This window comes from Bacillus sp. C30 (genome assembly GCF_040838255.1).
In the GTDB taxonomy this organism is placed as follows: domain Bacteria; phylum Bacillota; class Bacilli; order Bacillales; family Bacillaceae_G; genus Bacillus_A; species Bacillus_A mycoides.
In genome coordinates, this window is sequence record NZ_JBFPJH010000100.1 from 1 (window position 1) to 11,391 (window position 11,391).

An 11,391-nucleotide genomic window follows, 5' to 3' on the forward strand; every position below is an offset into this window, starting at 1 on the left:
GCCTTGATCTTCAATTACAGCAACGATATCTTTTAACGTTACAACTGATGAGTCGATAGTAACTTCAACAGTTCCTTCTGCTAATTGAACTTTTACTTGTTCAACGCCGTTTAGTTCTTTCACATTACTTTCAATAGAATTTACACAATGCCCACAAGACATACCCTCAACTTTTAATGTTAACTGTTCCATTTAAAATCCTCCTCTTGTTTATTCATTGTTTGTTAATCACAACTACATCTTACCATACCCCCCTAAGGTAATCAATGGTTTTGTATCATGATTTTTATTTTTTTCTAAAATCTTTATTTTTTTGCTCCAATTATGAATTTATATATCTTCTCCTATATAAACAAAAGCCAAGCTAGTCAAATACTAGCTTGGCTTTTATGCTTTTGAAAAACGTTCAAATACTGTCATTAATTCTTCAATTGCTTCGTCACCATTACCATTTTTAATAGCTCCTGAAACACAATGACTCGTATGATTTTTTAAGACACCCATTCCTACTTTTTTCATCGCTGCATTAATCGCAGAAATTTGAACTAAAATATCCACGCAATAACGATCATTTTCAATCATATTTTGAATACCACGGACTTGGCCTTCAATTCTCTTTAATCTATTTATAATTTGTTCTTTTTCTTTTTCTGATCTATGTGTTACTGATTCATGGTCCTTATGATCCATATTATCACCTTCTCAAAGTTTCTCTTCATCCAATAAAACAATTGCTTTTATGAGTATACCAATTATATCATCAAATATCTATGTAGGATACCCCATATGAGTATATTTTCGCTTTATGATTATTCTTAACACATCATTAGCTTCTCAGTCTCAATTAATATGATACCCTTTCTTTTTTAAAAAAAAACAATAATAAGCAGGGATTGTCCATCCCCGCTTATTATTCATCCACAAATATAAAAGTCTCAATTTTCACACGTGTAAATTGAGACTTTTTTCTTCCTATATATAATTATTGCTGATCACATACTTTTGTATCATTCACTACTGAAGTTCCTTCAACGGTTACCGTATGAAAACAGTCATTTACACGAACTGTCACAACATTATCTTGCCGATCAATGATATGATATTCATTAAAATTTTTATTCAGAGCACTGCGAATTTGTTCTCCTTCATAAATTGGAATGCCATGTGATAAAACCCAAATAAACCCAGCGATAGCAAGAATAGTTTTCATACGATCTACCTCCTTGAGAATATAGTGAACTTTTAATCCATGCTTTTTCAGCTCTACTAATCATGAATGGAATGAATCAAACCTTTTTGGAAATAAGTTCATTTCGTCTATTTTATGTTTATGCTAATTGTGACCGAATTGTGACAACTTTTTGTCTATTTAGACGAAAAGTTGAAACAAAACTTTCAAAAAGGACAATTCTACTTATAAAAAAAGGTTATGGAATGTTTCATCCATAACCTTTTTTCAGCCCTATTCTACAACTCATCCACCGTACTTCATGTGATTTTTGTAGAGTTATTTTATTTTTATTTTTATTCATCGACATCAAAACAAAATCTTGAAAAAACTTCCCACACGAGTTCATTTCTACTACTTACCCCAGTCTTTTCAAAAATGGATTTTAAATGATCTTGTACCGTGTATATAGATATACAAAGTTCATGGGCTAATTCCTTTGTCGACATACCTGTAAGAATTTTACGTATTACTTGCTTCTCACGTGTTGTAAAACTATACACTTCCGTAATAAGCGGAAAGATTTCTTCCGGTCTTGCTCTTTCGAATAGAACAACATAACCACCCTGAAAACTACTTGTACGTTCTAACTTACTGGCCCGAATGATTAAAAAATGTCCATAGGCTAAAGGTATACAAACTTTTTCTTCTCTATTCATACAACCTACATTATATTCGTTAGCCTTTACTTTCGAACAAACCGCACGTATTGGCCTTGGTATTTCTTTTATATTTAACTGTTCATACTTTCTAAGATTTGAGAGCCAATCGCTGCCATCTTGATTCCAATATAATAAATTAAAATCCTCACTTAATATAATCGTGCCTGTCCCTATTACCTTCTCTTCTGAAAAAGGTTTAGGAAATGCCTTTTTTAAAGCCTCTCCAGCAATTGGGACTATCGTTGCCAAATACTTACAATCATCTATATGAAAAGCGGGACTTGTACTCCCTCGAAATAAACTAAGATGCCCAAAACAGTTCCACTTACTCATACAAACGCCCCTTAATTCATCTCCAAAACTTGCTGGTTTTAAAATATTTCGGTATCTAGAGCTTTTCTTTTGTTCACCATTTGTCACCATACTAAGAGAAGCAACATGAGGATAGTGTTCTGATAAATATTTAAATTTATTAAAATCATCTTCTAGAAATTCATTCATAAACAATTGTGGATGAATCTTTTCAACACTTTCATCCGTAAATGCCCCAGTAGATAAAAAAGAAATTGGGTCTATAGCTGTAAAACAAGCGGCGTCAAAATCAATGACTTTACGTATTAAGTGGAGAAATGACTCTTGAAATGTCCTTATAGAACTTATACGATTCGCTACCATTGTAATTTCTTTCGTTATTTTTTCATACATCCTCTTCCCCCCAGATTTACGGGATTGTTTCCCTTCATAATTTCATTCCATAATAAACCTATAACACACATACTTAGGAGGTTAAAAATGAATTGGAATGATACTACCGTAAATTCATATGAACAAAGAATTCCATGTAAAATCCCAGGCTACTACAACCTATATGAAATGATGAATCATTTCTTGTTTACTACACTCCCTAAAGAAAATATGAATCCAAATTTTCTAGTTATAGGTGCTGGTGGTGGACAAGAAATTCTCTCAATAGGCAAACAAAATAGCAACTTATCTTTTACAGGTGTTGATCCATCTGAAAGCATGCTACAGCTAGCTAAAAAAAGAATTGAAAGCGAAGGCATACAAAATCAAATTCACTTTGTACATGGAACTGTCCATTCATTATTAACCAATCCATTATTTGACGCTGCTACTTGTATGCTTGTTCTTCATTTCATCCCAACTATTAAGGAGAAAAAAGAGCTTCTTAATGAAATTAGTAGTCGCTTAAAACCTGGTGCTCCATTCTTTCTCTCTACAATAAATGGTGTACCCCATACAAGTATGTTTTCTGCACAATTGAATGCTTGGCGCAACCACATGATGCAAAATCAAATTCCATTAGAAGATTGGAACCGATTTGAAAATTCTTTTGAAACAGAAATATTTCCCATTTCCGAAACGAATCTACTAGCTATCATGGAGGAATGTGGATTTACTCAAATCAATCGCTTTTTCACAAGCTTTTTAATTGATGGATACGTAGCAATAAAACAATAATGAAAAAAGGTAAGCAATTGCTTACCTTTTTTCATATACGTCTTCTACACTTGACTAATAAATCTCAATCCTTTACTTAAAGAAGTCGGCACAACAGATGCATGATTCTCCCCTTCAGCTTCATAAAACATAAATCTAAACTGATCGTGTTTTACTTGGAGAAGGCGCTCTGATAATTCGTTTGCACCTACAACCATATGCTCTCGTTCCAATGACCCAACTGTAAGGAATACTCCCGTTTCAACCTTAGCATTGTTTAATTCATTTATAAGATTCTTTTCTTTTTCAAGCACGGATTGGTTATTCCACCAAATAGATGGACTACTTATAAAATAATTTTGAAAGGCATTTACGTTTGTGAATAGTATATGTAAAGCAAATAGACCACCTAAAGAATGTCCAAATAACGTTTGCTTTCCTTTATCAATCTCAAATTCCTTTTCAATTTGTGGTTTCAATTCTTCTTCAATAAAAGTAAAGAAATTATGCGCTCCCCCTGTTTTAGGCCACGGTTTACCGTCCGGTTTTAACGGGGCATCTTTTGAAATTACGACAGGTGTAAGATCATAGCATCTTTCTTCTCCTGAAAATGCCCCTTCAATTGGATAACCAATACCTACTATAATAGCTGGTGAAACACCTGTTTTCTCTGCTCTAACTGATTGTATTTTAACCGCTTCATGGAATGTTTGAAAAAAGGCATTGCCATCTAATACGTATATAACAGGATATCCTGACTCTGGTGCTGGCTGCCTCGGCTTTGAAATATGAATTTGATATTCTTTACCTTCTAATTTTGAATACATTTTCCACTGTTCTGTATTAAATGTAATAATCTGCTGTTTTTCAATAGTAGTATTCAACTTATATCCCCCCTTCTTAACTCGTTACATATATTTCTACTTTCTCTTCTTGAGATACAACGCTATCGTATCCAAAACAAACAGGAGACCCATTATACGGATCAATCATGACACGCGCATCAATATGAAATACTTCTTTTAACACTTCATTTGTAATGATTTCTTCTGGGCTACCAGTTGTAACGATTTCCCCTTCCTTCATCGCAATAATTTCATCTGAAAACCTTGCTGCATGGTTAATATCATGCAGTACCATAACAACCGTACAATTATGTTCTTTATTTAACTTCTCCACAATTTGTAATACATCTAATTGATGAGACATATCGAGATATGTAGTTGGTTCATCTAGTAGTAACACTTCTGTCTCTTGTGCTAAAGCCATCGCTAGCCATACCTTTTGTCTTTGACCGCCTGATAAATTTGCAATTTGTCTCGTTCGAAATTCAGAAGTTTTCGTTATATCTAATGCCCAATCAATCATCTCTTTATCTTTTGAAGTTAACTTATTTACATTATTTCGATGTGGATAGCGTCCATAGGAAATTAATTCTTCCACTTTAAGTTCTCCTGGTGCAATTGGAGTTTGCGGGAGTAAAGCTAACTGCTTCGCAATTTCTTTCGTTGGAATCGTATTTAAATCCTGTCCTTGCAAATATACTTTACCGCTCTTTTGCTTTAAAATTCTTCCCATTGTTTTTAACAGTGTTGATTTACCGCACCCGTTTGGCCCTATAATTGTCGTTACTTTTCCTTCTTGTATTTCCACATTTAAATCGCGAAACACTGTAAGCTTTTCATAACTCGTTTCTAAATTTTTTGCACTTAAAATACTCACTTTTATTCCCCCTCTTACGCTTTCGCCTTATAAAGTAAATATAAGAAATACGGTACACCGACAATAGAAATAACAATTCCAACTGGTAACTCTACAGGTGTGAAAACTGTTTTTGCAATAAAGTCTGAAGCAATTACAAGAAACATTCCGATTACTCCGCACGTAGGAATTATATATTTATGCTGAATACCGACGAGCCTTTTCGCTATATGCGGTGCCATTAATCCGATGAAACCAATACTTCCTGAAACAGCAACACATGCACTCACAAGTCCGATACTACTTAATAGTAAAATGGATTTCTCTCGTTCTACTGCAACACCTAAACTTGTAATACTCGTTTCTTCCAATTGAAATAAATCTAATAAATAAGCTTTCTTTTGTATTAGTGGAATTAAAATGATAAGCCACGGTAACATAGCAACAATATACTTCCAGTTTGCACTATATATACTTCCAGATACCCAAACTGCAGCCATTTCGAAATCAGTTGACTTCATTTTGAGCGATAAATACATAGAAAACGCTCCAAATCCAGATCCAATTGCAATCCCTGTTAATAAAAGACGCTGCGAGTCTAACTTACCGTTTTTCCAAGAAAACAGATAAATTATTATAGCGGCTCCTAGCCCACCGACTAAACCAAACATCGGCATCATCATAATAGAAACCCAGTCTGTGCTCTTTAATTGCCCTTGAAAGAAGAACATGAAAATTACGATGGCTGTACCTGCTCCGGCATTCACTCCTAAAATACCTGGGTCCGCCAATCCATTTCTCGTAATCCCTTGAATTACAGCACCCGCAACACCGAGGCCTAATCCTACTAATCCAGCAATTACAATGCGCGGAAGGCGAAACTCAAAAATAACTAAATCATGGTCTGGTACTGGATCTATTCTAAAGAGTGTTTTAAATACATCTGTAATCGTAATATCAAACGTACCATTCGTTAAACTAATATAAATAGCACATAGTATTAAAAATATACTAATCCCCATTGTCATTCCAAAACGTTGACTTGAACTTTTAAGCATGTCTCTCTCCTCCTCTTGTACGGATTAAATAAAGGAAGAAAGGAATTCCAATTAAGGAAGTAACGACTCCAATTGGTGTTTCAAATGGATAGTTTACAAATCTACTTAAAATGTCACATAATGCTAAGAAAACTCCACCAATAACGCCTGCGCAAGGCAAAATCCACTTATAATCTACCCCAATTATAAAGCGCGTAATGTGTGGAATAATTAAACCTACAAAACCAACTTTCCCCACTAAAGCAACTGCTGTTCCTGTTAAAAAAATAACTGATAAAATTGCCATCGCTTTAACTAGTTTTGTACGCTGCCCTAGATTAATAGAAACTTCTTCTCCTAAAGAAAGAATGGTAATAGATTTTGATATTAACAGTGCTAAAATTATACCAATTATCCCAAATGGTATCGTGATTTTAATGATATTAGGGTCCACTTGATCTAACTTTGCATTAAACCAAAAACTAACATTTTGAGAAATTTGGAAATATGAAGCCATCGCAGCCGATACACTACTTAAAAATGTTCCAATAACTGTCCCTATAATTGCTAATCTAACAGGGGATAAGCCATTTTGAAGGAGTGAGCCAAAACCAAACACTATACCGGCTCCTAGTGCAGAGCCAATCATTGAACATAAAACCATACCAATCGATGACATTCCTGGAAGAAAAATCATACAAAGTGTAATAACAAAGGCTGCACCATCCGTCACACCCATAATAGAAGGGGATGCAAGATAGTTTCTTGTCATCCCCTGCATAAGTGCTCCTGATATGGCTAGAAATGCTCCGACTAAAAGAGCTGCAACTACCCTTGGTAAACGTGAAGTAATAATAATATTATGATTTACATCGCTTGAATCAAAATGAAATAAAGCATTCCACACTGTTTCAGCATCAATGTTTTTCGCCCCATATAAAACAGAAAGTATAACTGTAAATAAAATCAATATGGGTGCTATACATAAAATGGTTACTGGTACCGCATTCGTTTTCTGCATATCATTCAACGCACCTTACTTATTGTATTATTTAGATAAATTTTTCACTGCTTCTTTTAAGAATGCTGTTTTACTCCAAGCTGTGCCACCTTGGGCCATTGGATCTACAACGTTTACAAATACTTTCTTTTCTTTCGCAGCATGCATACTTTGCCAAATTGGATTGCTTTCAATTTCTTCTAGCACTTTCGGGTTTTTATTTTCACTTGCCTCATATTGTAAGAAAACATAATCTGGGTTAAGTTCAGCAAGTTTTTCAAATGAAATTTTCTCTTGTGCTTTTACAGTTTTAAGTTGTTCTGGAGCAGTTAGTCCAAGATCTTTATAAATTACAGGGTTGAAGTATACTCCTTCTGGATATAGGAATAATTCATTTGCTCTTAGTCTAATTACAAGTACTTTTTTGTCTTTTAACTTATCTCCTAATTTTGCTTTTGCTTTTTCAGCGTCCGCATTGTAATCTTTAATAATTTTTTCTGCTTTATCTTTTTTACCAGTTAATTCTCCCATTAACTTTAAGTTATCTTCCCAATCTGTTGAAACGTGTGATACCGGGAACGTCGGAGCTACTTTCGTAAACTTTTCAGCTGTTTCTGCTGGGAATTTCGTACTAGATGTAATAACATCCGGTTTTAATTGAAGTAATGTTTCAAAATTAGGTTGCATTTTTTCACCCACAGATTTTGCACCCTCTAATTCTTTTTCAAGATACTTTGGTAATTTACCACCTACAGTAATTGCACCGACTGGTTTAATTCCAAGTACTGCTGCATCTTCCATTGACTCTAAACTAGCTGTCGCAATTTTATCTACTTTTGCTGGTACTGTATATTCTTTACCTAAATATGTAATTTTTCGTTTTTCATCTTTTTTTGTTTCCGTAGCTTTTGTCTGTTGCTTTTGTTCCCCTGAAGTTTTATCCGTACTATTACATGCTGCTAAACCTACACTTAAAACTGTAACCATCCCTAATGTAAATAACTTCTTGTTCATCTTTATATATCTCCTCTCAAAACTTGTAAATAGATTATTTTCATATGAAAACTTAACTACATGAAACTTGTCCCAAACATATATTTCATTAGATTAATAATTTTATCCGGAACTCATTCTCATTCACTTCCCCTAAACTATAATTCTTTTACACTTCATCCATCGATAACCTTTTTCAATGATAATGATTATCGTTACTAAGTATATATTTAATATGCAATTATTTCAATAATGATTTGAAAAATTTTAACAAACTGAATTAAAAAGAAGTATCCGCCTATTATTAGCGAGATACTTCTTTTTTTAGAAATTTATATGTAATTCAACTGGACAATGGTCTGATCCCATCACTTCACTGTTAATTTTCGCATCGGTAATTTTATGTTTTAGCCTTTCAGAAATCACAAAGTAGTCTAAACGCCAACCGATATTTTTCGCTCTTGCACCCATACGGTATGACCACCATGAGTACGCTCCTTCTTGATCAGGATAAAGATAGCGATACGTATCAATGAATCCCGCCTCTAAAACACATGTGAATTTCTCTCTTTCTTCATCCGAAAAACCAGGATTTTTCCGATTACTTTTCGGATTTTTTAAATCTACTTCTTTATGGGCAACATTTAAATCTCCACAAAAAATAACTGGTTTCTTTTCATCTAATCGCTTAATATAGGCCCTGAAATCATCTTCCCATTCCATTCTGTAATCTAAACGTTCTAATCCTCGTTTAGAATTTGGTGTATACAGCGTTATCATATAAAAATCATCAAATTCTAACGTAATAACTCGTCCTTCTTGATCATGCTCTTCAATCCCTAAACCATATGTAACAGAAATCGGTTCTTTTTTCGTGAAAATAGCCGTTCCTGAGTAGCCTTTTTTCACAGCATAATTCCAATATGTATAATATCCCTCGGGATTTAAATCAATTTGTCCACTTTGTAATTTAATTTCCTGTAAACAAAATATATCTGCATTAGATTCTTCTAGATATTCTAGAAATCCACCTTTTGCAATAACTGCTCGCAAACCATTTACATTCCATGAAATCAACTTCATCTATGTTCCTCCTCTTGATGTGCATTTTCAATTTTCATGCTAACACAAAATAGATACCCTATCATAGTTTCATCTTTGTAATCTTGCTCTTACATTCGTAAATACGTACTTTATTCAGGTTATACTAATGCCAGAGGTGATGTTCTGTGCATAATGAAGAGTTCACAGTAACAAATGAGTATTGGCAAGCAATTATTCATAATGACTCCACATATGATGACAAATTCTTTTACGCTGTAAAATCAACCGGTATTTTTTGCCGACCGTCATGTAAATCGAGAATACCGAATAAAAACAATGTACGTATTTTTCTTAAGGCAGAGCAAGCATTACATGAAAATTTTCGTCCGTGTAAACGTTGTAAACCAAACGGGCTAACTTTACCTAATGAAGAATGGGTAGAGCAAATTAAAGAATATATCCAAAAACATTATTGTGACGTGCTAACCCTCGACTTACTCGCAGAAATATGCCATGGTAGCCCTTATCATCTACAACGCACTTTCAAGAAAATTGTAGGGATTAGTCCAATAGAATATATACAGCAATTCAGAATTAAAAAAGCGACAGAATACCTTTCACATACAAATCAACCCATTATGGAAATTAGTACTGATGTCGGGATAGAAAATCCGGATTATTTCGCGACTTTATTTAAAAAGAAGACAGGATTTACCCCTACTGAATATCGAAAAAAGAACGGAATAAAAGAGGTATGAAATAATGAAACCATATGAAAATAAAACTATATATTGGACATTGCTTATTCATAAACATTGGCGTATGCATATTGCAGCTACTTCAAATGGATTATGCTTCATCGGATCGCAAAATGAAACTTTTGAAGAACTAAATACGTGGGCTAGCAAAAAACTGCCACAACATACATTCATCCAAAATCCAGATTATCTGCAAACATACACAAAAGAACTTATCGAGTATTTGGAAACCAAACTAGAAACCTTTACAATTCCTATCGATGTTTACGGAACTGCATTTCAATTAGCTGTTTGGAATACGGTACGTGAAATTCCTTATGGGGAGACACATTCTTATTCAGAGATTGCGGAAAGAATTCAAAAACCTAACGCTGTACGTGCAGTTGGGACTGCCGTTGGGGCAAATCCTCTGCTTATCACTATTCCTTGTCACCGCGTTATTGGGAAAAATGGTAAACTTACCGGTTTTAGAGGTGGTTTAGAAATGAAAAAAGAATTGCTCAAATTAGAAGCGCTTCGGGAGGAGTAAATATGACAGAGGATTGTAATGAAATATTGTCTTTAGTCGTTCCAAAAGAATTTAGTTTTCAAGAAAACTTACGCTATCTATCGCGTTCTAAAAATGAATGTATGTTTCATATTGAAAACAATAAAATCTATAAAGTCATTCCTGTTCAAAACATAAATCCATTAGTTGAAATTGGTTTGAATGCCGATAGTAATATTCAAATACGTTTTTTAGGAGAATCATATGTCTCTGAAAAATGGGCACACGATGCCGTATCTAACTATGTAAAAGAGTGGTTTGATTTAACTACTGATTTAGCTCCCTTCTATAAATTAGCTAAACACAACCCACTCCTTCAAAAACCCATTAAAGAATTTTACGGTCTTCGTACTTTGGGAATTCCGGATTTATTTGAAGCACTATGCTGGGGGATTCTAGGTCAACAAATCAACCTCACATATGCCTATACTCTAAAAAGAAGATTAGTCGAAAATTTTGGCGATTATGTAGATTGGAACGGTAGAAAACATTGGATATTCCCATCACCTGAAGTAATAGCAAATTTAGATGTAGAAGATCTCGCAACATTAAAAATGACTACAAGAAAGTGCGAATACTTAATTGACGTCGCGCAGCTCATTACAGAAGGTAAATTATCAAAAGAATCTCTATTACAAATACAAGATGTGAAGCAAGCTGAAAAACAATTAACTAGCATTCGCGGTATAGGGCCATGGACAGCTCACTATGTTTTGATGCGTTGTTTACGATTCCCTTCAGCTTTTCCAATTGATGATGTTGGTTTGCATAATGCAATTAAATTTATAACAGGTTCCGAAAAGAAACCGACTAAAAATGAAATAAAAGAATTTGCATCAAATTGGACAAATTGGGAATCTTACGCGACTTTTTATTTGTGGCGGGTGCTATATTTTTCTCTTTTACACATCTCCGTGTCCCCGAGACGTCCATTAATCTCTGATTCCGTCTTTTTCTTGT

Annotated in this window: 13 protein-coding genes and 1 pseudogene; 4 read left to right on the forward strand and 10 right to left on the reverse strand. The window is 34.2% G+C overall.

Features of this window, described 5'->3' with window-relative positions; genetic code table 11:
• The 4 genes from AB3X49_RS11805 to AB3X49_RS11820 all read right to left on the reverse strand — a co-directional run.
• A partial coding sequence (locus tag AB3X49_RS11805; protein WP_367962201.1) for a copper ion binding protein occupies positions 1 to 192 on the reverse strand: 192 nt, incomplete at its 3' end.
• Between the two features lie 195 nt (positions 193 to 387).
• A complete protein-coding gene (locus AB3X49_RS11810) occupies positions 388 to 690 on the reverse strand; it encodes a metal-sensing transcriptional repressor (RefSeq protein ID WP_002014668.1) in 303 nt (100 codons plus the stop codon).
• A 292-nt stretch (positions 691 to 982) separates the two neighbouring features.
• Positions 983 to 1,210 carry a hypothetical protein gene (locus AB3X49_RS11815; RefSeq protein WP_002014667.1) on the reverse strand — a complete coding sequence of 76 codons (228 nt, stop codon included), beginning with the start codon at positions 1,208 to 1,210 and terminating at the stop codon, positions 983 to 985.
• 314 nt (positions 1,211 to 1,524) lie between these two features.
• A complete protein-coding gene (locus AB3X49_RS11820; RefSeq protein ID WP_367962204.1) occupies positions 1,525 to 2,595 on the reverse strand; it encodes a helix-turn-helix transcriptional regulator in 1,071 nt (356 codons plus the stop codon).
• Positions 2,596 to 2,682: 87 nt separating this feature from the next.
• On the opposite strand from AB3X49_RS11820, the gene AB3X49_RS11825 reads away from it, so the two are divergent.
• Positions 2,683 to 3,372: a class I SAM-dependent methyltransferase gene (locus AB3X49_RS11825; RefSeq protein WP_113769723.1), complete on the forward strand. Its 690-nt coding sequence runs from the start codon at positions 2,683 to 2,685 to the stop codon at positions 3,370 to 3,372.
• A 44-nt stretch (positions 3,373 to 3,416) separates the two neighbouring features.
• On the opposite strand, the gene AB3X49_RS11830 is transcribed toward AB3X49_RS11825, so the two are convergent.
• The 6 genes from AB3X49_RS11830 to AB3X49_RS11855 form a co-directional block, all read right to left on the reverse strand.
• Positions 3,417 to 4,235, reverse strand: a complete 819-nt coding sequence (locus AB3X49_RS11830; RefSeq protein ID WP_367962205.1) for an alpha/beta hydrolase — start codon at positions 4,233 to 4,235, stop codon at positions 3,417 to 3,419.
• A gap of 16 nt (positions 4,236 to 4,251) precedes the next feature.
• Positions 4,252 to 5,073 (reverse strand): ABC transporter ATP-binding protein, encoded by an 822-nt coding sequence (locus AB3X49_RS11835; RefSeq protein WP_000025778.1) that lies wholly within the window; start codon positions 5,071 to 5,073, stop codon positions 4,252 to 4,254.
• 14 nt (positions 5,074 to 5,087) lie between these two features.
• Positions 5,088 to 6,110, reverse strand: coding sequence for a FecCD family ABC transporter permease (locus tag AB3X49_RS11840; RefSeq protein WP_002128652.1), 1,023 nt, complete (start codon positions 6,108 to 6,110; stop codon positions 5,088 to 5,090).
• Positions 6,103 to 7,110, reverse strand: coding sequence for a FecCD family ABC transporter permease (locus tag AB3X49_RS11845; RefSeq protein WP_002014660.1), 1,008 nt, complete (start codon positions 7,108 to 7,110; stop codon positions 6,103 to 6,105). The genes AB3X49_RS11840 and AB3X49_RS11845 overlap by 8 nt, the downstream gene beginning before the upstream one ends.
• Before the next feature lie 27 nt (positions 7,111 to 7,137).
• Positions 7,138 to 8,103, reverse strand: a complete 966-nt coding sequence (locus AB3X49_RS11850; RefSeq protein ID WP_367962208.1) for an iron-hydroxamate ABC transporter substrate-binding protein — start codon at positions 8,101 to 8,103, stop codon at positions 7,138 to 7,140.
• Between the two features lie 303 nt (positions 8,104 to 8,406).
• On the reverse strand, positions 8,407 to 9,165 hold the full coding sequence (locus AB3X49_RS11855) for an exodeoxyribonuclease III (RefSeq protein ID WP_002014658.1): 759 nt from the start codon (positions 9,163 to 9,165) through the stop codon (positions 8,407 to 8,409).
• Between the two features lie 146 nt (positions 9,166 to 9,311).
• Between AB3X49_RS11855 and AB3X49_RS11860 the strand changes: the two genes are divergently transcribed.
• From AB3X49_RS11860 to AB3X49_RS11870, 3 genes and pseudogenes are all read left to right on the forward strand, one after another.
• The gene (locus AB3X49_RS11860; RefSeq protein WP_078175322.1) at positions 9,312 to 9,884 is read left to right on the forward strand and encodes a bifunctional transcriptional activator/DNA repair enzyme AdaA; all 573 of its coding nucleotides are present in this window, start codon (positions 9,312 to 9,314) and stop codon (positions 9,882 to 9,884) included.
• Between the two features lie 4 nt (positions 9,885 to 9,888).
• Positions 9,889 to 10,413: a methylated-DNA--[protein]-cysteine S-methyltransferase gene (locus AB3X49_RS11865; RefSeq protein ID WP_002014654.1), complete on the forward strand. Its 525-nt coding sequence runs from the start codon at positions 9,889 to 9,891 to the stop codon at positions 10,411 to 10,413.
• Between the two features lie 2 nt (positions 10,414 to 10,415).
• A pseudogene (locus AB3X49_RS11870) lies at positions 10,416 to 11,324 on the forward strand (DNA-3-methyladenine glycosylase 2); the annotation flags it as partial.
• Positions 11,325 to 11,391: the final 67 nt, after the last annotated feature.

What these genes read in the sequence shown, in the direction of transcription:
- AB3X49_RS11810 (WP_002014668.1), bottom strand. Translation starts at nt 690, where the DNA reads ATGGATCATAAGGACCATGAATCAGTAACACATAGATCAGAAAAAGAA.
- AB3X49_RS11815 (WP_002014667.1), bottom strand. Translation starts at nt 1,210, where the DNA reads ATGAAAACTATTCTTGCTATCGCTGGGTTTATTTGGGTTTTATCACAT.
- AB3X49_RS11820 (WP_367962204.1), bottom strand. Translation starts at nt 2,595, where the DNA reads ATGTATGAAAAAATAACGAAAGAAATTACAATGGTAGCGAATCGTATA.
- AB3X49_RS11825 (WP_113769723.1), top strand. Translation starts at nt 2,683, where the DNA reads ATGAATTGGAATGATACTACCGTAAATTCATATGAACAAAGAATTCCA.
- AB3X49_RS11840 (WP_002128652.1), bottom strand. Translation starts at nt 6,110, where the DNA reads ATGCTTAAAAGTTCAAGTCAACGTTTTGGAATGACAATGGGGATTAGT.
- AB3X49_RS11845 (WP_002014660.1), bottom strand. Translation starts at nt 7,110, where the DNA reads ATGCAGAAAACGAATGCGGTACCAGTAACCATTTTATGTATAGCACCC.
- AB3X49_RS11850 (WP_367962208.1), bottom strand. Translation starts at nt 8,103, where the DNA reads ATGAACAAGAAGTTATTTACATTAGGGATGGTTACAGTTTTAAGTGTA.
- AB3X49_RS11855 (WP_002014658.1), bottom strand. Translation starts at nt 9,165, where the DNA reads ATGAAGTTGATTTCATGGAATGTAAATGGTTTGCGAGCAGTTATTGCA.
- AB3X49_RS11865 (WP_002014654.1), top strand. Translation starts at nt 9,889, where the DNA reads ATGAAACCATATGAAAATAAAACTATATATTGGACATTGCTTATTCAT.